Genomic DNA, 22,222 nt, shown 5'->3' on the forward strand with positions numbered 1-22,222 from the left:
CTACTTTTGTGTTAATGAGCGATGAATTTTACATTAAGCGTTGTTTAGAATTAGCGGCTACTTCGATAGGAAATGTAAGTCCGAATCCTATGGTCGGTTGTGTAATTGTTGTCGACGGCGTAATCATCGGAGAAGGGTATCATCAAAAGTTTGGTGAAGCACATGCAGAACCAAATGCAGTGAAATCCGTTTTCGAAAAATACGGTTCAGCGGCTGAGAGTATGCTCAGGAAAGCAACAGCTTACGTAAATTTAGAGCCTTGTGCACATTTCGGAAAAACACCGCCCTGTGCTGATTTGTTTGTTAAGCATCAGCTTAAAAAAGTGGTTATTGGCAATCGCGATCCTTTTTCTGGTGTTGACGGTAAAGGGATTGAAAAGCTAAAAAATGCAGGCATAGCGGTAATAAGTGGTATTTTGGATGAAGAGTGTAAACATTTTAACCGACGCTTTTTTACCCGAATCCAAAAACAACGACCATTTATTATTTTAAAATGGGCGCAAACGGCAAATGGCTATTTTGCAACAATTGATGGGCACCAGAAATGGATTAGCGGAGGTTTGGCAAAACGTATGGCACACAGGTGGCGTACCGAAGAGGATGCGATTTTAGTTGGTAAGCAAACTGCAATTATGGATAACCCTCAATTAACATCCCGGGAATGGCCAGGTAAAAATCCTGTTCGCCTCGTTATTGATAAAAACCTGCAGGTTCCACAAAGTAATCATATTTTTAATCAAGAAGCCAAAACCATTATTTTTAATGCGCTAAAAACTGATGTGAAAGACAACATCCATTATATCCAAATGGAAGATATGCAATTCTATCTTCCTCAAAAAATTGCTTTTCAATTGTATCTTATGGATATTCAATCTGTAATTATAGAAGGCGGAGCAAATATCATAAAGCAATTTTTAAATGCAAATCTGTGGGACGAAGCGCGTATTTTTACATCAGAAAATAGCTGGACCGAGGGTGTTCCTTCTCCGGTTATAAATGGTAATTTAACTGAAGCAATTCAAGTTGGAACGGATAAACTTTCAATTTATATAAACCAAACAATTTAAATGATATACATCATTTTAAGTATATTTTGTAGTGTGACGGTAGCCGTGTTGCTTAAGCTCGCCAAAAGATATCAGATTAGTATAATACAGGCCGTAAGTATTAATTACTTAACGGCTTTAATACTTTGTTTTCTGTTTTTTAAGCCCGATGTAAGCCTTTTAAATCCTTCTGCACCGTGGCCAATTTATATAGCATTGGCTGTTTTATTGCCAGTGATATTTTTATTTCTCGCGGCTTCAGTAAAAAATCTGGGGATTGTTAAAACGGATATTGCGCAGCGTCTTTCACTTTTTATACCAATTTTAGCTGCGTACTTTATTTTTAAGGAAGATTTTAATCAGTTAAAGTTTATCGGGATTGCAGTGGGTTTTCTAGCTATAATTTTAACTTTTTTTCGAAAAACCGAACATAAATCAAAATCTAACAACTGGATTTACCCGATTATGGTTTTCATAGGTTTCGGCGTAATCGATGTACTTTTTAAACAAATCGCACTTTATAAAGAACTGCCCTATACAACATCGCTGTTTGTCGTTTTCTGTCTTGCATTTCTGGTTTCTTTAATAATTGTAACGATAATGGTTGTCGGCAGGAAAACGAAAATTCAACTGGTTAATATAGGTTGTGGGTTAATCCTGGGGTTGTTCAATTTTGGTAATATTTTATTCTATTTAAAAGCCCATAGGGCATTTTCCGCTAACCCGTCAACCGTTTTCACAGCAATGAACCTGGGCGTTATTATTGCTGGTACATTAATAGGAATTGTTGTTTTTAAAGAAAAATTATCTCAACTCAACTATATCGGAATTGTGCTGGCCATTTGCGCCGTTATCTTAATCACCTTATCTCAACTGAATGCTGTTTGATGATTCTTATAAAACAATTTCAGGCAATTCTGACGGCGTTTTTCGAGACAAAGGAAGCAAGTTTATTGCATACGCCTATCCTATCCGGTCTGAAGAAGAAGTAAAGCCAATCCTGATAAATTTAAGGACTGAACACAATAAAGCGCGACATTTTTGTTATGCTTACCGGCTAACACCAGACAGATCTGTTTTCAGGGTTAATGATGACGGAGAACCATCCGGAACGGCTGGCAGGCCGATTTTAAATTGTCTTTTATCAGACGACTTAACAAATATATTAATTGTAGTTGTTCGATATTTTGGCGGAACTTTATTAGGTGTTCCGGGTTTAATTAATGCGTATAAGAGTGCTGCTATCGAAGCAATTAAAGCATCAGCTATTGTTTCTAAGACCGTGAATGATATTTATGAAGTTCATTTCGAATACCTGCAAATGAACGATGTAATGAAGTTGGTAAAGGAAGAACAATTAGATGTAATTGAACAGCGTTTCAACGTTAATTGTGTATTAAAATTCGAAGTGAGAAAAGCACAATTGAATCAGGTTTTAACTAAGTTTGATAAAATTGAGGGGCTGAAATTGAAATACCTTCAAACGACTTAACAAACCATTATGAAAATAGCAGAAAGCGATTTAATTATCAATCCTGACGGAAGTGTTTATCATTTAAATCTTTTACCCGGCGATGTGGCGGATACGGTCATCACGGTCGGCGACCCGGACCGTGTTGGCGAAGTGAGTAAATATTTCGATAACATTGAGTTTAAAAAAGGTAAGCGGGAGTTTATAACGCATACTGGTTTGGTTGGTAAAAAGCGTGTTACTGTACTTTCAACAGGTATTGGTACCGATAATATTGATATTGTTTTTAATGAACTGGACGCGCTTGTAAACATCGATTTTGAAACAAGAACTATCAAAAAAGACCTTACCTCACTTAATATCATCCGCATAGGCACTTCGGGCGCAGTACAGCCTGATATTCCGATGGGAACCATTCTGGCTTCATCTTTCGGTTTAGGCATGGATGCATTAATGAATTATTATATTCATGATTTATCCGGCGATGAACGAAGCCTGCTTGATGACATAAAAAGTCATTTTGGTCATTTGAAAAATATCAATCCATATTTAACAGCAGCGGCTGATAACCTGTTAAATACAATCGGTAAAGATATGGCTAAAGGAATTACGATAACTGCTCCCGGGTTTTACGCACCTCAGGGCAGACAGGTTCGTGCTAAAAACGCAGTTCCAAATTTCATCGGACTGATAAATAGTTTTAAAAGTAATCAGAATCGAATTACAAATTTAGAAATGGAAACTGCCGGAATATATGCTTTGGCAAAGGTTTTAGGCCATAATGCATTATCTATAAATGCCATTCTGGCCAGTAGGGTAAAATTCGAATTTAGTAATGAACCAGATAAAATTGTAGAGCAGGCAATAAAGTTGGTTTTAGAAAGAATTTAAGCGATGTTATGGAAAAGTCCTGACTTTTCCATAATAAAGTTTACACCTTGGGAATATTTTCTTTTACCAATTCGTTTTGTTCTGCATCTAAATAGGTACAGGTCATTTCTTCTAAATCAATTACCCATTTCTCAACACCTGCATCAGCAGCCTGCTTGCAAAAGGTAAAATAATCTGTTTCTCCTTTTTGATGATTTTTTAAAGCGTGATTTAATTTTTCAGAAGAAGGTTCATCACTGATTACTAATTCAGGATATCCATCTGGATTTACCTGTGCGGAATAATCTTCACTGTCAAAATAAACCGATAAGCCATTAGCGACGTAAACATCATTCCTGACAATTCCTAAACCCTTAATCACTTTAATAAACTGAGGAAAGTCTGCCCCTGTTTTAATATTCAATTCCGCTGCCTTAATTTCCTCTATGTTAAACATAATTATTTATTTAGTGATACTTTATAGATTGTTGTTTGCGTATATAAATCTTCAGGACGCAAAATTGTTGATGGGAATTCTTCAATATTTACCGCGTTCGGATGATGCTGTGTTTCAATGCAAAATGCTTCATATGCACCATAATCCCTTCCACCCTTGCCATTTTTTACGCTCAGATATTTCGAAGTATATAAATGTGCCACAGGTTCGGTTGTGTATACACTTAAAGTTAAACCGCTTTCTTCTTCAAATGTTTTAGAAGCCAGCGATAAGTCTCCATATATTTTGTCTAAAACAAAGGTTTGATCGTAACCCTCCTCCGGATTCCAATCCCTGGATATTTCTTTGGCTATTGTAAAATCTAAAGGTGTATTTTCTAACGGAATTAATTTTCCGGTTACACAATAATTTTCATCTTGTTCCAGGTAATCAGAAGCAAAAATTTGTTGTTTATGTTTGCCAATTTTTCCCCCGTTCGGCGCTAAATTAAAATAACCATGATGCGTTAAATTGATGGCTGTAGCTTTATCTGTTTCGGCTTCATAGCTCAGTATAAGTTCATCATTTTCAGTTAGCTCGAAGGTTAACCCAATAATTAAATTACCGGGAAAGCCTTCTTCGCCATCTACACTCTCATACTCAAGCATTACAAAAGATTGTTCGCCTGTTCCGACTTCTACAATATCCCAAACTTTTTTATCAAAACCAATATCTCCGCCGTGCAGACAGTCTGTACCCGTATTTTTAACCAATTGATACTGTTCTCCGTCAATACTGAACCGGCCATCTTTTATCCGGTTGGCATAACGGCCAATTACAGCACCAACGTGCGGGTTATTTTTTAAATAGTCTTCATGGAAATATTGCTCCACATTATCAAATCCCAATACGATATCCTGTGGTGCTCCATGGCTGTTTTTTACAATGAATTTATTAATTATAGCGCCATAATTAAATATTTCTACATAAGTACCTTTACGATTAGTAAGTTCTATGGCAATAACTTCTTCGCCATTAATAATTTTTCCTGTAGGTGTTTGCTGAACGCTCATAAATTGTAACTTAGGGCTTTTGTTTTGAAAACAAACATACCATTATTTAAATATTTTCAACCAAATGAAGCTAAAACTTGAGGAAAAATTTGCCGGGCAATATCATAAAAATGCTGATGCAGTATACTTTACACCAGGCCGGGTTAATCTGATCGGCGAACACATCGATTATAATGGCGGTTTAGTTATGCCATGTGCCATTACTTTAGGAACCTGGATTGCAATTGCACCAAATGCTGATCATAAATTTCGATTTAAAAGCTTAAATTTTGATGCGCAAACAGAGGTTGAAAGCAATAAAATCCATGAAAAAAACGGAAGTCTTTGGGCAAATTATCCTATCGGTGTAATAAACGAATTTATCAAAGACGGGAAGGAAATTACAGGACTGGATTTTCTTTATTATGGAAATATTCCGATTGGTTCAGGGCTCTCGTCTTCTGCTTCTATAGAAATCGCAACTGCTTTTGCCTTGAATCACTATTTTAACTTAGGTTATGATAAGCTGGATTTAGTAAAAATTGCAAAACGGGTGGAGAATGATTTTATCGGATTAAATTCGGGTATAATGGATCAGTTTGCCGTTGCCTTTGGGGAACAGGATAAAGCGATTGTTTTAGATTGCGAATCATTGAAATATAAGATGGTTGACGTAAATTTAGGTAATTATGTACTTGCCATTATCAATACCAAAAAACCCCGGGAACTGGCAGATTCTAAATACAATGAAAGGGTTCAGGAATGCCAGACAGCTCTAACACTTCTGAACGAAGAAATTAAATTAAATAATCTATGCGAGCTTACTGCAGAAAAATTCGCGTTGCATAATCATCTGATAAAAGATGAAACTGTTTTAAATCGTGCAACGCATGTTGTTAAAGAAAATGATCGTGTGCATTTAGCTGCAAAAGCCTTAAATTCAGGTGCATTGGAAGAATTTGGCAGGCTGATGTATGCTTCGCATCAATCTTTAAAAGAATTGTATGAGGTAAGCGGGAAAGAACTGGATACCGTTGTAGATTTTTGCTCAGGCTATGAGCATGTTATTGGTGCCCGAATGACAGGTGCAGGATTTGGCGGTTGTGCCATTGCCTTACTGAAAAAAGGTTTCGAAGAAGATTTTGCCAAGGGCCTTACCGATTATTATGTAGAAAGAATTGGTTACTCCGCAGAAATTTATGTAAGTGAAATTGGCAACGGTCCGGTTAGGTTATAAAAAATATTTAGCTACAGATTTGCAGATTCATTTAATTTAAAATCCGGTAATTTGGGCTTACAAAAATTAATTAATTTATAGAAAATATTAGCCACGGATTTGCAGATTTATTTATGTTTAAAATCTGGTAATCTGTGGCTAACCAATACAATGAGAAAATTAAAATTAGATGAATTAAATCGTCCTGATATTGAAGAATTTAAAGCGCAGGAAAAGCTGCCTGTTGTAGTTGTTTTAGACAATGTCAGAAGTATGCACAATGTGGGTTCGGTATTCAGAACTGCCGACGGATTTGCACTTGAAAAAGTTATTTTGTGCGGGATTACCGCACAACCACCACATCGGGAGATAGAAAAAACTGCACTGGGCGCTACCCAGTCTGTAGATTGGATTCATTACGGCAATACGGTTAAAGCTATTGAAGATTTAAGGGAATCGGGTTATGAAATTGTAGCGATTGAACAGGCAGAAAAAAGTGTTATGTTAAATATTTTTAAACCAGACCCGGCTAAAAAGTATGCTTTAATATTTGGAAATGAGGTTGATGGTGTAAGTGAAGAAGTAATGGGCAAAATAGATGAATGTATAGAAATTCCACAATTCGGCACTAAGCATTCATTCAACATTGTAATTTCCGCAGGTATTGTGCTTTGGGATTTCTTTGCTAAACTGAAGCTTTAATTAATTTTTTAAATGGATAACCTTCTCTTAAAGAAGTTACAAATAAAACCTGGATTTACTGTCAAAGTTGTTGATGCGCCTGAAAATGCGGCAGCTATTTTTGGTGAAATACCGGCTGATATGACTATAAAATATGGTGATGATTCTTCATTTGATGTATTAATTACGTTTTCTACATTAAAAGAACAACTCGACAGTCAAATCCGAAACCATTTAAATAAACTAAATCCGAAAACAATTTTCTGGGTTTTTATGCCCAAAAAATCATCTAAAGTTTATTCTGATTTAGATATGATGAGTTCCTGGCAGGAGTTAGCTGTATATGGGTTAAATCCTTGCGCGTCTGCGGCCGTAAATGAAATCTGGACAGCTTTAAGACTCAAATTTATCAATGATATTAAGCCTTCAGGCTTGAGAAATGATCACATCAGGCATAATGAATTTGCAGACTACATTGATGTCGAAAATAAAATCGTTAAATTACCGGAAGATTTGGCTAAAGGTTTACACGAATATCCGGTAGCACTTCAATATTTTAACGGTTTAGCTTATTCCCATAAGAAAGAATATGTATTATGGATTCTTACTGCCAAGCAGGAAAAAACCAGATTAAACAGAGTGGAAAAAGCTATAGAAATGTTATTAAATAACAAGAAAAATCCGTCTGTAAAATAATTTTATTTTATAAAATTCAAAGCTATTTTGTACTGTAAACAGTACACTTTTTAGATATTTTTTTTCTTTTATGTAACATTTTTGAAATATTTTTAACCCTTATAATTCATTGATTACTTGATATTTGCCTGCCAGATCGCTCCTTTGGCAGGATTTTTTCTTACTCGACTCAAAACAGTATGACTTAAAAGCTGTTTAAGATTGAAATTTACAAATAGAAAAAAAATGAATTCGAGAATTACAAAATCAACAATGTTGATTGCCTTATTAGGCCTATCATCACAATTATTTGCACAAGAAACACCAACTACATCGGGTAGATTTGGAAAGCAATCATTAAGAACATGGAGCATCGGTGCTCACGGAGGTATCCTTAGCCAAAATACTTTCCTGGGCGGCGGAAGTGTTAAAGCTGATGAATTTAGAAGTATAGGTTATGGTGCTTTTATTAAAAAGCAAATTTTACCGGCCTTAGGTTTACAAGCTGACTTTTTACGCGGCGAGATTAAAACATTAAATGCAACCAGTACTATTGAACAAAAAAATAGCATCAACTGGTCGGGGTCGTTAACAGCTGTTTTAAACATTGCTAACTTCAGTTTAAATACTGAAAACGCAGTTTTAATTCCATATGTAAAAGCAGGTGCCGGTTATATGTCGTCTGATTCGCAGGTTGGAAATACGCAGGTTTTTTCAGACAGAGAAGGCTGGTATATCCCAACAGGTGTCGGATTTAAATTCGGTGTAGCTAAAGGCATCAACATCGATTTAGGTTACGATATCAACTTCATCAAATCATCTCCAACTGTTAAAGGTGCTTACAACGAAAGCAGATTTTCTTATGCTCACGCAGGTTTAGAATTTGCTTTAGGAAACAAAGAAAATTCACAATTGCAAAATTACAGCGCTATAGCTGATTTACGTAAACAAAGTGCTGAAGAAAGTGCGGAATTGAGAAAAGCATTATCAACTGCAGAAGAAAATGCGGCTAACGACAGAGCACAATATGCAAAAGATTTAGGTGATGATGATAGCGATGGTGTTGCAAATAAATTTGATAAATGCCCGGGAACAGTATCTGGTACAGTTGTAGATGGTTCTGGCTGTCCTATCAAAGTTCAACGTGAAGTGATTAAGGAAACAAGATTAATTACTGAAGAAGATCGTAAAGTTGTTAAAGATGCAATTTCTAACTTAGAGTTTGATTTAGGTAAATCAACTATCCGTGCTAAATCTTATGCTACTTTAAACAGGGTTGCTAACCTTTTAGTAGAGAAAAACTTCAGCTTAAAATTAGCCGGCCATACAGATAATACAGGTGGCAGAGAGTTGAACTTACGCTTATCGAAAGACAGAGCTGAATCCGTAAAAGCTTATTTAGTATCTCAGGGTGTGAACGCATCAAGAGTTGAAGCAACTGGTTACGGACCTGACCAACCAATTGCAACCAACAAAACTGCAGCCGGTCGTCAACAAAACCGTCGTGTAGAATTTACATTATACTAGTCGATAGTAAAAGGAAATAGAAAAGCTCCTGATGAAAGTCAGGAGCTTTTTTGTTATCTTATTCCATTCATTATCCGGTAGCTATCGAATCAGCATAACGAACTGTATATGTTAAGACAATCCTTTTTTATTTTTGTAGGTCATTTTTGCTTTGGTACCGGCGCTGTAGTTATAGTTCTTTAAATTACTTGCTTTCTTTTCATGAAAAGCCGCACCGCGTTCAGATGCATCTTCTTCCTCCTCTTTCTTTTTTTTCCTGGGTTTAGAATTAGCATCAACAACTTTCAAATCTTCAGGCAGTTCCATCACATCCATGCGTTGCCCTATCGCCTGCTCTATTTTCTTAACCTCAATCAGTTCGATATCTGTAGAAAAAGTAATGGCAACAACTTCATCATTACCATTTTTAACGATACGCTGAATTAAAGTTTCTTTTTGTTCTGGTAATTCTAAATGGAGAATAAATGGAATTCCCTGAATATCTAAATCACCCAAATTTTCATTGGCAACAATTAAAACCCGTGCGTCTGGATTTTCTTTGAAATCCTCGATATCATCGTAGCCCTTATCATCAAAAAACAGAGAACGGTAAATACTGATTTCACCTTCTTTAGAATGGTTAAAATTTTTATAAACGGTTTGAGCGGTCAATCTCGTATTTACAAAAACAACAACCTTATCAAAAAATTCGGCATCATCCAATAATAACGTCAGGAGATTTAGCTTAGTCCTGAAATTCGGAACCTGATAAAGCATTTGCGGATAAACCTCCGCTTGTTTTTCGCCAATATCATCCACTTCTATTATGGAACTGGAATCTTTCATAAACGGCGAAATCATATGGTTCAGTTTCTCATGCAAAACCTCTGTAAATACAACATGCTGCGATTTATAAGCACTATTTGCTAATTCTACAACCGGTAATTGCAGGCCTTTTTTAACAATTAATTCAGCATTATCTACAATAAACAGCTGAATTTTGTTGGTATTTAAAGCGAGTTTCAGGTATAAGGCACGAGCCCGATCCGGAACGGCTACAATGATATCACAACCATCGGTAATCTCGTTCATCTGTGTTTCAACTGCACCACGGCTGTCAATCCCTAAAATCCTGAAAGTACTGTTGCGGTTTAATAGCTTAAACTGTTCAATAACATGGTCAACATGTTCGGCATCGGGAACTAAAATTAAAGCACGTGGTGCCTCTTCAAAAGCATATTTTAGCTTCATTAGCGTAGCTAAAACGTAAGTTGTTGTTTTTCCCGAGCCCTCCGGTCCTACCGCTATAACATCCTGACCACCTAAAATTCGCGACATCGTTCTGGCCTGGATTTCTTTTGGAGTTAAAAATCCTGCATCAGTCATGGCTGCTACAAGTGGTTTACTAAGTTTTAATTTTTCTAATGACACACTTCTTATTTTAATATTTAAAATGCAAATATCTTCAAAATAATTAGCTTTTCGGAAATTGAATTTACGCCTGTATATGAACTTCCCTAATTCTTATATACTTTAAACGTGACATTAGCCATTTCAAATGAAAAACCGAAGCCATTTTTAATCATATTTAACCATATGAGGTATAAATTTAGTTAAAAATAACGGTACGAATTAAAATTAAATAATTGAATATAAAATAGTTATGTTATTTTTCAATTTAAACACTACTAAATCTATAGATATTATATACTTATTTATATATTTGCTGAACATTAATCATTAACTAAAAATATGTTATACAATTAAACGCAGAGATCATGTCAATCTATTTTCAATATCCGGCAATAAATGATTATCCTAATCTTGCTCATCCTATAAAAATAGGAGAAGCTGATCGTAAAAAGACTGAGGGTGAAGACAAGCTAAATCAGGATGAGGTCATAGAATTAAAAGATTTTTTAGCGTTAAAGCCTGTTTGACAAATCCGGCCGGTTGACCGATTGGGAGGTTGAAGTTTCATAAACTTTTATATATTGGTTCGAATCCATTACCAGGCCGCTAAGTGTACCTCATAGCACTTTAAACCTGATTTTGCTCAAAATCAGGCAAGATTTGGTTATCTTATATTTGTTTTGTTGTTAGCAAAGGCTATCCGCGATGGATAGCCTTCACTTTTGCTGTTATTCTGAGCATAGTGAAGAATCCCTAACCGTTGAAACACAGCACCTATTTAATATTTTATTAGGGCTATTACATTATTCCGCTTCCGTTCAATTGATGAACAGATTCTTCGCTACACTCAGAATGACAAATAGTCTAAAATATTTTTTTTCAAATCTCAAAACATTTCATTTACTTATCGGTTATCTATATAATTCACATTATACTAATCTTTTACAGATTAATTTGTTTGGTTTAAAAAAGGGATTTATGGATATAAATCCCTTTTCTTTTATGCGAAATTTTTAAATCATATATTAGCCAGACGAATAAACACCCATCATTTAGATGAACAGAAAACATTTCCTTTCTTCCTTTATTGCTGCTGCAAGCGTACTTCCTGCATTTAAAACTTTAGCCAATACAGAAGAAAATGAAAGTTCATCTTTTAAAATTCCCCCATATTTAAGGCAAGGCGATGCAATTGGAATAACCAGTCCGGCGGGATACATTACCCTGGATCAGATTCAACCATCTGTTTTGCAAATGCAAAGCTGGGGTTTCAATATCAAAATTGGTGAAACCATTGGGAAACGCGATTTTACCTATGGCGGAACGGACGAAGAAAGATTAACCGACTTTCAGCAAATGCTGGATGATCCGAATATTAAAGCCATTATGTGCGCCCGTGGTGGATATGGTTTTGTACGGATAATTGACAAACTGGATTTTTCGGCTTTTAAAAGCAAACCAAAATGGATTATAGGCTTTAGTGATATTACTGTTTTACATTGTCATCTGGCCAAAAATTATGGTATCGCATCGGTTCATTCGAAGATGTGTAATAGTTTTCCTGATGATTGGGCAAAAGCTGAACAAATTCAGATGGAAACCATTTTATCAATTAAAAATGCGCTAACCGGTGAACAAATGGATTATGCAGGACCCATTAATCCATTTAATCGAGCAGGAAAAGTAGACGGAATTTTAGTTGGTGGTAATTTGAGCATCATTGAAACCCTGGCCGGAAGTAATTCTGATTTAGACACGAAAAATAAAATTCTCTTCATAGAAGATACAAGCGAATATCTTTACAGCATCGACAGGATGCTTTGGAATTTGAAACGTAGCGGAAAATTAAAAAACCTGAAAGGCTTAATCGTTGGCGGTTTCAAAGTTAAGCCTGATGATGCAGGTGAAGAATTTGGGAAAACTATTTACGAAATTGTTCTGGAGAAGGTTTCGGAATACAACTACCCTATTGCATTCGATTTTCCTGTTGGCCATCAAAGGAATAATTTCGCTTTAAAGTGTGGTGTAAATCATGTTTTAGATGTAAACCAAAGCGGTTCTTTACTTAGAAGTGTTTAATTTCTTTTTATTTTACCACATAAAAATATAAGAACATTTTAGCTTACATGTTTCTATATGTATTATATGGTAGAATTGTTCTGCCGAAAACTACATCAGCAATATTTTAATTTTTATAAATTATCTAAAACTTCCGGGTTTTCATCTCAACATTCTTCCCATTCGTCTCAATTCATAGTTAAATGAAATGTGCGGATATATTTTTGTGTACCACAGCTAAGAAAAGACACAAATTTTATTCGCCATGAGCAAATACACTAAATATTTCATTGCACTCATTTTGCTTGTTGCTACATACGCAACAAAGGCGCAGGAAGTTCCGAAAGTTTGGGATTTGAAAACAGCCATTGAGTATGCAAAAGAAAAAAACATCAGTATCAATACGTTAAAACTTAGTTCACAAACCGCTGAACAAAATTTAATCGCATCTAAATCAGCTGTCCTTCCGAATTTAACCGGAAATGTATCTCAAGCTTTAACTAACTATAAATCCGGTTTACAAAATACAAGTGGCTTTGGTTTAAGTTCTGATGTAACACTATACAATGGCAGCTATTTAAAAAACGACATTAAAGCCAAAGAATTGACGTTGCAAACGGCGAATCTCTCGGTTGAAGCTGCAAAAAACGACATCACCATTTCGATAACACAGGCGTATCTGAACATTTTACTGGCGAGAGAGAATATTACATATTTAAAAGATTTGCTTACAACAAGTGAAGCTCAAGTGAAACAGGCTGAACAGCAATTTAAGTTTGGTACCATAGCCAAGAAAGACCTTTTGCAATTACAAGCGACTTATGCGAACGACAAATATACATTAGTTACCGCTCAAAACACCCTGCAGCAGAATATCTTAACATTAAAACAATTACTGCAAATTCCGACTTCCGAGGCTTTTGAAGTAAGCGCTACAGATACTGTTCAAACACCACAGGTATTGGACAATCTGGCATCGGCGCAAGATAAAGCGCTCAGAACCCGTCCGGAGGTTAAAAGTGGTGAACTGAATATTCAGCTTCAGGCTACCGAACTACAAAAGGCCAAATCTACATTGAGGCCAAGTTTAAGTTTAGGTGGTTCGCTTTACACGGGTTATAGCAACAATAGCCCGGGAAGTTATACCTATCAATTAAACAATAGTTTCTACCAAAACCTTGGTTTAACCTTATCAATTCCAATTTTTGATAGACGTGTAACAAAGACTAACGTCGCCAAAGCAAATATTAACATCGAACAAGCCCGGCTATCTCTGTTAGACACCAAAACAACGCTTACACAAAATGTAGAGAAGGCATACATCAATGTACAAAACGCAAACAGCCAATATGCGGCTGCTCAAGAACAATTTACATATACCAGCGAGGCGCTCAGGATTTCGAATGCAGCCTTAAAAGAGGGAACAAATAACATCGTAGAGAACCTGCAGCAAAAGAATTTATATGTGCAGGCTTTGCAAGCTTTTGTTCAGGCGAAATATACAGCAAGTTTATATACTAAAATCTATAATTTTTATACAGGCGTTCCTATAACCAATTAACATACATCGTATTGGCTATGTCCAAATTAATTTAATATTCAAATCATGAAGAAGAAAACCATATTTATTATCATCGGCGTTGCAATAGCAGTATTCGCGATTTGGTATTTCGCCTTGCGCAAAAAAGAGCAGGTTATCGTGCTCGAAACCGAAAAGCCAACAACAGGTTACATATCTGAAAATGTAACAGCGACCGGAAAAGTTCAACCGGTTGATACTGTTGCGGTTGGTACACAAGTATCGGGAACGATTAAAACCTTATATGCAGATTTCAATTCAAAAGTTAAAAAAGGTCAGTTATTGGCCGAATTGGATAAAACATTGTTCGAGGCATCTGTTAACCAATACCAGGCCAACCTGGTGAGTGCGCAAAGTGCATTAATTTATCAGCAAGGTAACTTTAGTCGCCAGAGCAATTTATATAAAGTTGGAGCGGTTAGCAAAGCTGATTACGACAATGCGCTTTACACTTATAATTCGGCGAAAGCTTCGGTAAACAGTATTAAAGCACAACTGGCCTCGGCACAAAAGAACCTTTCTTTAGCGAGCATTTACTCGCCGATTGATGGAACAGTGCTTTCCAGAAGTGTAAGTGAGGGTACAACGGTTGCGGCAAGTTTTAGTACACCAACCATTTTCAGCATTGCAAAAGATTTAACAAAAATGCAGGTCGAAGCATCAGTAGATGAGGCTGATGTAGGCAACATTACAAAAGGTGAACGGGCAACTTTTACGGTTGATGCTTATTTGGATGATACTTTTAAAGGCACCATTCAGGAAATCAGGTTGAGTCCATCTATTTCATCGAACGTTGTGACTTATAAAACCATCATTAAAACTGCCAATGATGATAGCAAACTAAAGCCTGGCATGACGGCTAACATTACCATCTTTACGAAAGAGGTTAATAATGCATTGTTAGTTCCGGCGAAAGCAATCAAATATAGCCCTGATTCTACATTGAACGCTAAATACAAAATGACTTGGGTTAATCCTGATAAGAAACCAGCCGGCGCCAACGAAGCTTATGTTTGGGTTCAAAAAAGCGCCAATGAGCTGGTTCAGAAAAAGATTAAAACTGGCATTAACGACAATACACATGTAGAGGTTTTAGAAGGATTGGCAAAAACTGATATCGTGGTTACAGGTTCACAGGCGATGGGTAAATCTGCGGCGGCAAGTCAGGGTCAGTCTAGTCCGTTTATGCCAAAACGCCCAGGCAGAAATAACAGGAAATAATGGAACAGAAAATATTAGACATACAGGATTTAAAACGTGAATTTGTAATGGGCGACCAAACTGTTCGGGCATTGAAAGGCATTACTTTCGATATTAAAGCTGGTGAGTTTGTGACCATTATGGGTAGTAGCGGTTCGGGTAAAACCACTTTACTGAATATTTTAGGCTGTTTGGATAAACCGACTGACGGCAGTTATTACCTGGATGGTGTTGATGTTAAGCATTTGAGCAGAGATGAACTTGCGGGTTTAAGAAACACAAAAATCGGTTTTGTATTTCAGGCGTATAACCTTTTACCCAGAACATCGGCTTTAGAAAATGTAGAGCTGCCCCTATTCTATAACAAAACAATTTCTGCAGATGAAAGGAAAGACAGGGCGATAAAATCACTGGAATCTGTAAAGCTTGCAGAGCGTTTCGACCACACGCCTAGTCAACTTTCAGGTGGCCAGCAGCAACGTGTGGCGATTGCAAGGGCTCTGGTTAATCACCCGGTGATGATTTTAGCTGATGAGGCTACGGGAAACCTGGATACCAGAACATCTTACGAGATTATGGCGCTAATGCAAGAGTTAAATGCTGAGGGAAAAACGATTGTTTTCGTAACTCATGAGCCTGATATCGCGGCTTTTAGCACCCGAACCATTATGTTAAGGGATGGAAAAATCCAAAAGGATAGTATTAACACGAATCAACGTTCAGCAAAAGAGGCTCTGGCCAGTTTGCCTGAATCGGATGATTATTAATTAAGGAAATCATGGCCATTACTAATTTACTAAGGCTTGCATTTTTAGCCCTCCAACGAAATAAACTACGTTCTTTTCTAACTATGTTAGGTATCATCATCGGCGTTGCCGCTGTTATTGCGATGATGGCAATCGGAGAAGGCTCAAAACAAAGCATTCGTTCTTCGCTTTCCGGAATGGGTTCGAACACAATTACCATTATGCCACAAAGCAACGAACCTGGTGGCGTTCGTTTGCAGGGAAGCAGCATTCAGACCTTAAAAATGGAAGACATTACAGCCATTGAAAAACTGCAGTCTAAAAACATAAACGGCCTGTCGCCTGTCGTTTCTACCAGCGGACAAGCTATAAAAGGTGCTTACAACTGGCCGACAACCATTACGGGTGTTAGTCCGGATTATTTGAATATCCGCCAGTTAAAACTTAAAGATGGTATTCTGTTTTCAGAAAGGGATGTTAAAAGTTTTGCCAAGGTTTGTATTTTAGGGCAAACGGTTATTGATAACTTATTTCCTGACGGAAGTAATCCAATCGGGCAAATTATCCGATTTAAAAGCATTCCATTCCAGGTTATCGGAGTTTTGGAACCTAAAGGGCAAAGTAATTTTGGACAAGATCAGGATGATATTGTTGTGGCACCTTACACAACTGTTCAGAAAAGAATCACTGCAACCAATTACTTGCAGAGTATTTATGCCTCGGCTACATCAGAGGCGACAAGTGATGCTGCAACTACAGAAATTTCTGCAGCCGTTAGAGAGAGTCACCGTTTAACGCCAGCTGAAAGTGATGATTTTCAGGTACGTACACAAGCCGAATTAATCAGTACCATAAGCGCAACAAGTAGTATGTTAACGGTTTTGTTAACTGCTATTGCAGGTATTTCACTATTTATTGGTGGTATTGGAATTATGAATATTATGTACGTTTCGGTTACTGAGCGCACCAGGGAAATAGGTTTGCGCATGTCAATCGGGGCCCGTGGACAAGATGTTTTAATGCAATTTTTAATAGAGGCGATCTTAATCAGTATCACGGGCGGTGTTATCGGTGTGATTTTGGGTGTAAGTTCTGCTTACCTTATTTCTTACTTCTTAAACTGGCCGGTTTTAATCTCCGAATCCTCAATCGTTATATCCTTTATTGTATGTGCCGTTACAGGTGTTTTCTTCGGTTATTACCCGGCTAAGAAAGCATCAAATTTAGACCCAATTGATGCATTGAGATACGAGTAACATGTTTATTTGGATTATGCCGTTTTCATTATGCGAGCTGCTGAAATCAATCCTATCGTTATCGGAGCAATGTGACGACATATTGTTAAAAACATAATAAATAATAACTTAGCGATGCAAAGTGCAAAACAGAAAATAATGACAGTTAACTTTTCTAAAAAGTGGGCAAAAATCGTATTCCATGTATTGGTTTGGGTAGTTTTAATCACGTTGCCTTATATCATTAATGTAAACAGAAGTCGTCCTCCCCGCTTGCTTACAAATTTTGAGGAAACTCAATTTTTAAGGTTAAATTTCATCAGTTATTTTTATTGGATAGCAATTTTTTATTTCAATAGTCAAGTTTTAATTCCGTCATTTTTCTATAAAAAGAAATACCTGCTTTATAGTTTGTTTTTCTTCACAAGTTTGCTTTCAGCCATAACTATTCATTCCTTATTATTCCACGCGCTATTGCCTGATTTAGATTTTAATTTAGGCAGAACACTTTGGTTCAACACGCCAACTTTTCTGCTTACCATAGCGGCAAGCACAGCTTTTACAATGATATCAGATAGAATAAGCGAAGAAAAAAGAATATTGCAACGCGAGCAGGAAAATATGAAAACCGAACTTTCGTTTTTACGTTCACAAATTAGTCCTCATTTTATTTTTAATGTATTGAATAATATTGTTGCACTTGTTCGCCTGAAAAGCAATGAATTAGAACCAACGGTGATGAAACTTTCAGGTTTGATGCAGTACATGCTTTACGAAACCGACGAAGAAAAAGTATCCATTAAAACTGAAACTGAATATCTTCAGGCTTATATAGACTTACAAAAGCAACGGTTTGGCATAAAAGTAGCTATAGAAACCAATATTGAGTTGGATAGTGAATTTGATGAAATTGAACCGATGCTGCTGATTCCATTCATCGAAAATGCTTTTAAACACGGCGTTGGAATGATTGAAAATCCGCAGATTTTTGTGGATTTGAAAACTAAAGATGAAAAACTGACTTTCATTGTAAAAAATAAATTCAATCCTGATGAAAATGAAGTTAAAGATGCAGCATCGGGCATTGGCCTGGCAAACGTGAGCAGAAGATTAAATTTGCTTTATCGCAATAACCATCAATTAGTTATCGATAAAAATGAAGGTTGGTTCGATGTAAGCTTAACTCTAAAATTAACGACATGATAAAATGTTTAGCCATTGATGATGAGCCTTTAGCATTGCAATTACTGGCTGATAATATTAGCAGAATTCCATTTTTAGAATTGGTAGCCAGTTGCGACGACGCTTTTATGGCAAATAAAATGATGCAGGAACAATCGATAGACTTAATTTTTATCGACATCCAAATGCCTGGCATTACAGGATTACAATTCATTCAAAGTCTGGTTAAAAAACCAATGGTTATCATTGTTACGGCTTATAAACAGTATGCATTAGACGGTTTTGCATTAGATGTGGTCGATTATTTGGTGAAACCTGTATCGATCGACCGCTTTATGAAAGCCTGCAACAAGGCTAAAGATTTATACGAGCTAAAGCAATCTGCATTACAGGTCAATTCGCCAAAACAGCCATACATGTTTGTAAATGTTGGTTACAGCTTGATGAAAATAAACTTTTCTGAAATCACCTACGTTGAAGGCTTAAAAGACTATATTCAGATTCACCTGAGTACTAGCCCGAAGGCAGCAGTTGTGCGAATGGGTATGAAAGCCATGGAAGAAGAATTACCCCAAAACTTTGAGCGCATCCACAAATCATTTATTGTAAATACGGAGAAAATCACTTCAATCCGCAAAAACGCAGTCTTTGTTAATGATAAAGAGTTGCCTGTCAGCGAAAGCTATAAAGATGTGATTGAAAAGTTGATTAAATAATTAAGTATTTTTGTGTAAATTAGAGTCATGACTATAATCGCACATCCTAAAAATAAAAAACAAGAAGCAGCCATAGAAGCTGTATTGAAAGCTTTGAATGTTTCTTTTCAAAAGGAAGATGAAAGTCCTTATGACCCAGAATTTGTAGCGAAAATAAAAAAGAGTCTTGCTGAGGTTAAAAAAGGAAATGTTACCCGAATTAAAGACCCAAGTAATATATGGGAAAGTATTTTGTAGAGGTTGAAAAACAAGCTAAAAAAGATTTAGCCTTTCAATATAAATCTGGCGACAAAACATCAATAAAACGAATTAATCAAATTTTTATCGAGTTATCAGAACATCCTGAAACTGGAATAGGAAATCCCGAAGAATTAAAATATGAATTCTCGGGTTTATGGTCGAGGCAAATTAACAGGAAAAACAGGATGATTTATCAAATTGAAGATGAAATTGTAACTGTTACAGTAATCTCAGCATTAGGTCATTATGGCGATAAATAACCCTAAACAGTCTTTACTTCATCCTCACTATAATCCTTAATATCAGTTATATATCCATTTATTAAAAGAAAATCGAACAGTGGCTTTGCCTCTGGTGTAACTGGCATGTTTGAAGTTGTGATAACTTCGTTTGTCTTCTTATCTAAGAATGGATAAGCAAATAATCGAACGTTCGTGTTAAACATATCATTCACATAACTTAATAACTGGCCGGAATAGTTTTCGCCTTTAAAATTTGTTGAATTGAATACAAATTTCAGGTTGTTGATATTTGTTGCCAGGCCAACACTTTTGGGTTTGCAACGGGCTAAGTATTTTGCAAGGCGATTATGACGGGTAAAGTTTGAAACAATAACAATGTTTCCTGTATCGCACATTTCCTGAGTACGTTTCGCTACAGTCTCTAAATCAATATCGTCAGGTGTCTCCTGATCATCGGTTAAAACATTAGTTAATAAAACCTCAATCATTACAGCAAGATTTCCGTCCTCAACTTTGTTTGTTCGTTTAAACTGGTCAGTTGCTTTGTTGAATAAGTTAAAGTTAGGTAATGATTTCTGGCCGTATTTGGTCCTCAAAATCATGATATCCTTTTTGTATAATAAATCTTTTGCCTGACGGGGATGTGCATCTGCGTCGAAAATTGCAGCTGCAGAAAAATCTTTCATAATCATATAAAGATTAAGCAAGATATTGTCTACTTCAGGAAAAGCCGGGCCTTTAACGGAAATCAAATCAATTTCCACTGAACCGATAGTCAGGTTATCAGCTAAAGATTCAACCATTAATTTTGGATCCTGATAATGGTAAAATGCCGCATAGAGTAAGTTTACGCCGATAATTCCCAACACACGTTGTTGCATGTTTACATCAGTATCGAGTAACCGAACGTGAAAAAATATTTCATTAGGAAAACCACCCGGCTCATGCTGAAAGCGAATGCCAACCCAGCCATGAGGTTCATTTGTACGTTTGTAATTTAAGGTTGTAACGGTATCGGCAAAAGCGAAAAATGTTCTGCTTTCATATTTTTCACCAGATAATCGCTCGTTAAGTAAACCAAATTCATGGTCGAGCATTTGTAAAAGCCTGTTCTGGGAAACGTAACGACCGTTAGATTCTGCGCCGTAAATGGCATCACTAAAAGTCATATCGTATGCCGACATGGTTTTGGCAACCGTTCCGGATGCTGCACCTGCATTAAAAAAGTTTCGGGAAACTTCCTGCCCTGCGCCAATCTCGGCAAAAGTACCGTAAATTCTAGGGTCAAGATTTATTTTTAGTGCTTTACGTTTAGTATCCAGAATTTCTCGTGCCATGCCGCAAAAGTACGAAAATCGTTCATTAGTTTACTCGTAAATTGGTTCATTGTTTGAAGTGCCAAAGTTCGACACCCCGATTCACCAAAACAAAATAAGGTTAGCATCATCCGATGCTAACCTTATAAAACCTAAACTTAAACTATTATGAAACCTGCAGCAGCCAACAGACAAATTAACCGTACTATTCAGCTGCTGCAAGCTTCATAACCTTTTCCTAAAACTAAACTATTATGAAAAACCCTCTTTCGAGAATATTTTTTATTACGATACCACAATTTCTTTATGTTGTAATTTAGCATCGTCTTTTTTACTGATGTTGATGTTTAAAATACCGTCTTTATATTCAGCAGTAATTTTATCGCCATCAGCAGTATCAGGTAAATTAAATGACCTTGCAAATGAGCTGTAATCAAATTCTTTACGCGTAAAATCTTTAGCTACCTGGGTTTCGTCTTTTTTTACTTCTGCCCAAACAGAAAGTGTATCTTTTTTTAAGTTGATTTGAAAATCTTCCTTCTTTAAACCTGGCGCAGCCAACTCTATAATATAAGCAGTTTCGTTTTCATAGATATTTACGTTCGGCGATTTATCAACCATTTTGTTTTTAGTTACTGCATCGCTAAACAATGAATCAAAAACATTGTTAAAGTAAGGAGCTGTGTTGCGGGTTCTGTTGTTAAAATTTACTAGTGTCATATCTCTAATTTTTTATTTTTTAATTTGATATTAACCTTTATTCAACTTATATACCAAACCAAATATTTATGATTTTTAAGACATTATGGCAAAGTATTTCTAAATCTAAAGACAAATTGACAGATATTCGGGAATTTTCAGACAAATTCAACTATAAAACGAATATTCATTTGCGCTTTATAGATTTCGATATGATGGGACACGTAAATAATTCAGTATACTTTACCTACTTAGAAATCGCCAGAACTAAATATTGGGAAGAGATTATAAAATGGGATTGGAAGAAAACAGGAATTGTAATAGCCCATGCAGAATTGGATTATATTTTACCTATTGTAATGAATGATAAGATTGCGGTTCATGTAAAAACTTCAAGAATAGGAAATACCAGCTTTGATTTGGACTATCAAATCGTAAAAATAAAAGGAAGTGAAGAAGTAATTTGCAGTAAAGGAAAAACGGTTTGTATTGCTGTTGACTACTCAACAAACAGACCCACAGCCATTCCGGAGTCTGAAAAGCAAAAAATGTTAGGTTTTGAGCAGTTAACCCCCTAGCCCCCAAAGGGGGAAAGCAGGCGAGATTACTAAAGCCTTTTTCCCAAACCTCGTATAACCGAAAT

24 protein-coding genes are annotated in these 22,222 nt (G+C 36.3%); 19 read left to right on the forward strand and 5 right to left on the reverse strand.

Translation table 11 applies throughout. The annotated features are described in order from the left end of the window. Positions 1-14: 14 nt before the first annotated feature. Genes ribD through O0931_RS05695 form a run of 4 tightly spaced genes read left to right on the forward strand, consistent with a single transcriptional unit; the run spans position 15 to position 3,408 of the window. Positions 15-1,067 carry a bifunctional diaminohydroxyphosphoribosylaminopyrimidine deaminase/5-amino-6-(5-phosphoribosylamino)uracil reductase RibD gene (ribD, locus tag O0931_RS05680; protein WP_269414598.1) on the forward strand — a complete coding sequence of 351 codons (1,053 nt, stop codon included), beginning with the start codon at positions 15-17 and terminating at the stop codon, positions 1,065-1,067. After that, complete coding sequence (locus tag O0931_RS05685) at positions 1,068-1,934, forward strand: DMT family transporter (protein ID WP_269414599.1); 867 nt, start codon at positions 1,068-1,070, stop codon at positions 1,932-1,934. Further along, complete coding sequence (locus O0931_RS05690) at positions 1,924-2,538, forward strand: IMPACT family protein (RefSeq protein ID WP_269414600.1); 615 nt, start codon at positions 1,924-1,926, stop codon at positions 2,536-2,538. Before O0931_RS05685 ends, O0931_RS05690 begins: the two co-directional genes overlap by 11 nt. 9 nt (positions 2,539-2,547) lie before the next feature. Further along, positions 2,548-3,408, forward strand: a complete 861-nt coding sequence (locus O0931_RS05695; protein ID WP_269414601.1) for a nucleoside phosphorylase — start codon at positions 2,548-2,550, stop codon at positions 3,406-3,408. Positions 3,409-3,448: 40 nt separating this feature from the next. Here the strand turns inward: O0931_RS05695 and O0931_RS05700 are convergent, their stop codons facing one another. Together O0931_RS05700 and O0931_RS05705 are read right to left on the reverse strand one after the other, a co-directional pair. Then, positions 3,449-3,844 (reverse strand): DUF1398 domain-containing protein, encoded by a 396-nt coding sequence (locus O0931_RS05700; protein ID WP_269414602.1) that lies wholly within the window; start codon positions 3,842-3,844, stop codon positions 3,449-3,451. Positions 3,845-3,846: 2 nt separating this feature from the next. Next, positions 3,847-4,896 (reverse strand): aldose epimerase family protein, encoded by a 1,050-nt coding sequence (locus O0931_RS05705; RefSeq protein ID WP_269414603.1) that lies wholly within the window; start codon positions 4,894-4,896, stop codon positions 3,847-3,849. Positions 4,897-4,960: 64 nt separating this feature from the next. Here O0931_RS05705 and O0931_RS05710 point away from each other — a divergent pair, with 64 nt between their 5' ends. The 4 genes from O0931_RS05710 (at position 4,961) to O0931_RS05725 (ending at position 8,974) form a co-directional block, all read left to right on the forward strand. Continuing rightward, on the forward strand, positions 4,961-6,112 hold the full coding sequence (locus O0931_RS05710) for a galactokinase (protein ID WP_269414604.1): 1,152 nt from the start codon (positions 4,961-4,963) through the stop codon (positions 6,110-6,112). A gap of 150 nt (positions 6,113-6,262) precedes the next feature. Further along, on the forward strand, positions 6,263-6,793 hold the full coding sequence (locus tag O0931_RS05715; RefSeq protein WP_269414605.1) for an RNA methyltransferase: 531 nt from the start codon (positions 6,263-6,265) through the stop codon (positions 6,791-6,793). A gap of 12 nt (positions 6,794-6,805) precedes the next feature. Beyond that, a complete protein-coding gene (locus O0931_RS05720) occupies positions 6,806-7,468 on the forward strand; it encodes a YdeI/OmpD-associated family protein (RefSeq protein WP_269414606.1) in 663 nt (220 codons plus the stop codon). 225 nt (positions 7,469-7,693) lie between these two features. Beyond that, positions 7,694-8,974: an OmpA family protein gene (locus O0931_RS05725; protein ID WP_269414607.1), complete on the forward strand. Its 1,281-nt coding sequence runs from the start codon at positions 7,694-7,696 to the stop codon at positions 8,972-8,974. A 111-nt stretch (positions 8,975-9,085) separates the two neighbouring features. Here O0931_RS05725 and O0931_RS05730 read toward each other — a convergent pair whose 3' ends face one another. Next, on the reverse strand, positions 9,086-10,384 hold the full coding sequence (locus O0931_RS05730) for a DEAD/DEAH box helicase (protein ID WP_269414608.1): 1,299 nt from the start codon (positions 10,382-10,384) through the stop codon (positions 9,086-9,088). Between the two features lie 347 nt (positions 10,385-10,731). On the opposite strand from O0931_RS05730, the gene O0931_RS05735 reads away from it, so the two are divergent. From O0931_RS05735 to O0931_RS05780, 10 genes are all read left to right on the forward strand, one after another. Continuing rightward, a complete protein-coding gene (locus O0931_RS05735) occupies positions 10,732-10,893 on the forward strand; it encodes a hypothetical protein (RefSeq protein WP_269414609.1) in 162 nt (53 codons plus the stop codon). A 529-nt stretch (positions 10,894-11,422) separates the two neighbouring features. Further along, complete coding sequence (locus O0931_RS05740) at positions 11,423-12,445, forward strand: S66 peptidase family protein (protein WP_269414610.1); 1,023 nt, start codon at positions 11,423-11,425, stop codon at positions 12,443-12,445. A gap of 244 nt (positions 12,446-12,689) precedes the next feature. Beyond that, on the forward strand, positions 12,690-13,985 hold the full coding sequence (locus O0931_RS05745; protein ID WP_269414611.1) for a TolC family protein: 1,296 nt from the start codon (positions 12,690-12,692) through the stop codon (positions 13,983-13,985). A 45-nt stretch (positions 13,986-14,030) separates the two neighbouring features. Next, on the forward strand, positions 14,031-15,224 hold the full coding sequence (locus tag O0931_RS05750) for an efflux RND transporter periplasmic adaptor subunit (RefSeq protein WP_269414612.1): 1,194 nt from the start codon (positions 14,031-14,033) through the stop codon (positions 15,222-15,224). Beyond that, a complete protein-coding gene (locus O0931_RS05755; protein ID WP_269414613.1) occupies positions 15,224-15,970 on the forward strand; it encodes an ABC transporter ATP-binding protein in 747 nt (248 codons plus the stop codon). Before O0931_RS05750 ends, O0931_RS05755 begins: the two co-directional genes overlap by 1 nt. An 11-nt stretch (positions 15,971-15,981) precedes the next feature. Beyond that, on the forward strand, positions 15,982-17,205 hold the full coding sequence (locus tag O0931_RS05760; RefSeq protein WP_269414614.1) for an ABC transporter permease: 1,224 nt from the start codon (positions 15,982-15,984) through the stop codon (positions 17,203-17,205). Positions 17,206-17,343: 138 nt separating this feature from the next. Beyond that, positions 17,344-18,387 carry a sensor histidine kinase gene (locus tag O0931_RS05765; RefSeq protein WP_269414615.1) on the forward strand — a complete coding sequence of 348 codons (1,044 nt, stop codon included), beginning with the start codon at positions 17,344-17,346 and terminating at the stop codon, positions 18,385-18,387. Continuing rightward, entirely contained in the window at positions 18,384-19,082 is a 699-nt protein-coding gene (locus O0931_RS05770; protein ID WP_269414616.1) for a LytR/AlgR family response regulator transcription factor, read from the forward strand. Before O0931_RS05765 ends, O0931_RS05770 begins: the two co-directional genes overlap by 4 nt. 27 nt (positions 19,083-19,109) lie before the next feature. After that, positions 19,110-19,319: a DUF2683 family protein gene (locus O0931_RS05775; protein ID WP_269414617.1), complete on the forward strand. Its 210-nt coding sequence runs from the start codon at positions 19,110-19,112 to the stop codon at positions 19,317-19,319. Continuing rightward, positions 19,301-19,582: a Txe/YoeB family addiction module toxin gene (locus O0931_RS05780; RefSeq protein ID WP_269414618.1), complete on the forward strand. Its 282-nt coding sequence runs from the start codon at positions 19,301-19,303 to the stop codon at positions 19,580-19,582. Before O0931_RS05775 ends, O0931_RS05780 begins: the two co-directional genes overlap by 19 nt. 2 nt (positions 19,583-19,584) lie before the next feature. On the opposite strand, the gene O0931_RS05785 is transcribed toward O0931_RS05780, so the two are convergent. Together O0931_RS05785 and O0931_RS05790 are read right to left on the reverse strand one after the other, a co-directional pair. Further along, a complete protein-coding gene (locus O0931_RS05785) occupies positions 19,585-20,901 on the reverse strand; it encodes a nicotinamide mononucleotide adenylyltransferase (RefSeq protein ID WP_269414619.1) in 1,317 nt (438 codons plus the stop codon). 264 nt (positions 20,902-21,165) lie between these two features. Beyond that, on the reverse strand, positions 21,166-21,600 hold the full coding sequence (locus O0931_RS05790; protein WP_269414620.1) for an Hsp20/alpha crystallin family protein: 435 nt from the start codon (positions 21,598-21,600) through the stop codon (positions 21,166-21,168). Between the two features lie 68 nt (positions 21,601-21,668). Between O0931_RS05790 and O0931_RS05795 the strand changes: the two genes are divergently transcribed. Next, a complete protein-coding gene (locus O0931_RS05795; RefSeq protein WP_269414621.1) occupies positions 21,669-22,157 on the forward strand; it encodes an acyl-CoA thioesterase in 489 nt (162 codons plus the stop codon). The last annotated feature ends 65 nt before the right edge of the window (positions 22,158-22,222 follow it).

Origin of the sequence: Pedobacter rhodius (genome assembly GCF_027213645.1) — a bacterium.
GTDB lineage: Bacteria > Bacteroidota > Bacteroidia > Sphingobacteriales > Sphingobacteriaceae > Pedobacter > Pedobacter rhodius.

Bases quoted from the DNA above. Each gene is read 5' to 3' on its own strand.
- ribD (WP_269414598.1), top strand. From the start codon at position 15: ATGAGCGATGAATTTTACATTAAGCGTTGTTTAGAATTAGCGGCTACT.
- O0931_RS05685 (WP_269414599.1), top strand. From the start codon at position 1,068: ATGATATACATCATTTTAAGTATATTTTGTAGTGTGACGGTAGCCGTG.
- O0931_RS05690 (WP_269414600.1), top strand. From the start codon at position 1,924: ATGCTGTTTGATGATTCTTATAAAACAATTTCAGGCAATTCTGACGGC.
- O0931_RS05695 (WP_269414601.1), top strand. From the start codon at position 2,548: ATGAAAATAGCAGAAAGCGATTTAATTATCAATCCTGACGGAAGTGTT.
- O0931_RS05700 (WP_269414602.1), bottom strand. From the start codon at position 3,844: ATGTTTAACATAGAGGAAATTAAGGCAGCGGAATTGAATATTAAAACA.
- O0931_RS05705 (WP_269414603.1), bottom strand. From the start codon at position 4,896: ATGAGCGTTCAGCAAACACCTACAGGAAAAATTATTAATGGCGAAGAA.
- O0931_RS05710 (WP_269414604.1), top strand. From the start codon at position 4,961: ATGAAGCTAAAACTTGAGGAAAAATTTGCCGGGCAATATCATAAAAAT.
- O0931_RS05715 (WP_269414605.1), top strand. From the start codon at position 6,263: ATGAGAAAATTAAAATTAGATGAATTAAATCGTCCTGATATTGAAGAA.
- O0931_RS05720 (WP_269414606.1), top strand. From the start codon at position 6,806: ATGGATAACCTTCTCTTAAAGAAGTTACAAATAAAACCTGGATTTACT.
- O0931_RS05725 (WP_269414607.1), top strand. From the start codon at position 7,694: ATGAATTCGAGAATTACAAAATCAACAATGTTGATTGCCTTATTAGGC.
- O0931_RS05735 (WP_269414609.1), top strand. From the start codon at position 10,732: ATGTCAATCTATTTTCAATATCCGGCAATAAATGATTATCCTAATCTT.
- O0931_RS05740 (WP_269414610.1), top strand. From the start codon at position 11,423: ATGAACAGAAAACATTTCCTTTCTTCCTTTATTGCTGCTGCAAGCGTA.
- O0931_RS05745 (WP_269414611.1), top strand. From the start codon at position 12,690: ATGAGCAAATACACTAAATATTTCATTGCACTCATTTTGCTTGTTGCT.
- O0931_RS05750 (WP_269414612.1), top strand. From the start codon at position 14,031: ATGAAGAAGAAAACCATATTTATTATCATCGGCGTTGCAATAGCAGTA.
- O0931_RS05755 (WP_269414613.1), top strand. From the start codon at position 15,224: ATGGAACAGAAAATATTAGACATACAGGATTTAAAACGTGAATTTGTA.
- O0931_RS05760 (WP_269414614.1), top strand. From the start codon at position 15,982: ATGGCCATTACTAATTTACTAAGGCTTGCATTTTTAGCCCTCCAACGA.
- O0931_RS05765 (WP_269414615.1), top strand. From the start codon at position 17,344: ATGACAGTTAACTTTTCTAAAAAGTGGGCAAAAATCGTATTCCATGTA.
- O0931_RS05770 (WP_269414616.1), top strand. From the start codon at position 18,384: ATGATAAAATGTTTAGCCATTGATGATGAGCCTTTAGCATTGCAATTA.
- O0931_RS05775 (WP_269414617.1), top strand. From the start codon at position 19,110: ATGACTATAATCGCACATCCTAAAAATAAAAAACAAGAAGCAGCCATA.
- O0931_RS05780 (WP_269414618.1), top strand. From the start codon at position 19,301: ATGGGAAAGTATTTTGTAGAGGTTGAAAAACAAGCTAAAAAAGATTTA.
- O0931_RS05785 (WP_269414619.1), bottom strand. From the start codon at position 20,901: ATGGCACGAGAAATTCTGGATACTAAACGTAAAGCACTAAAAATAAAT.
- O0931_RS05790 (WP_269414620.1), bottom strand. From the start codon at position 21,600: ATGACACTAGTAAATTTTAACAACAGAACCCGCAACACAGCTCCTTAC.
- O0931_RS05795 (WP_269414621.1), top strand. From the start codon at position 21,669: ATGATTTTTAAGACATTATGGCAAAGTATTTCTAAATCTAAAGACAAA.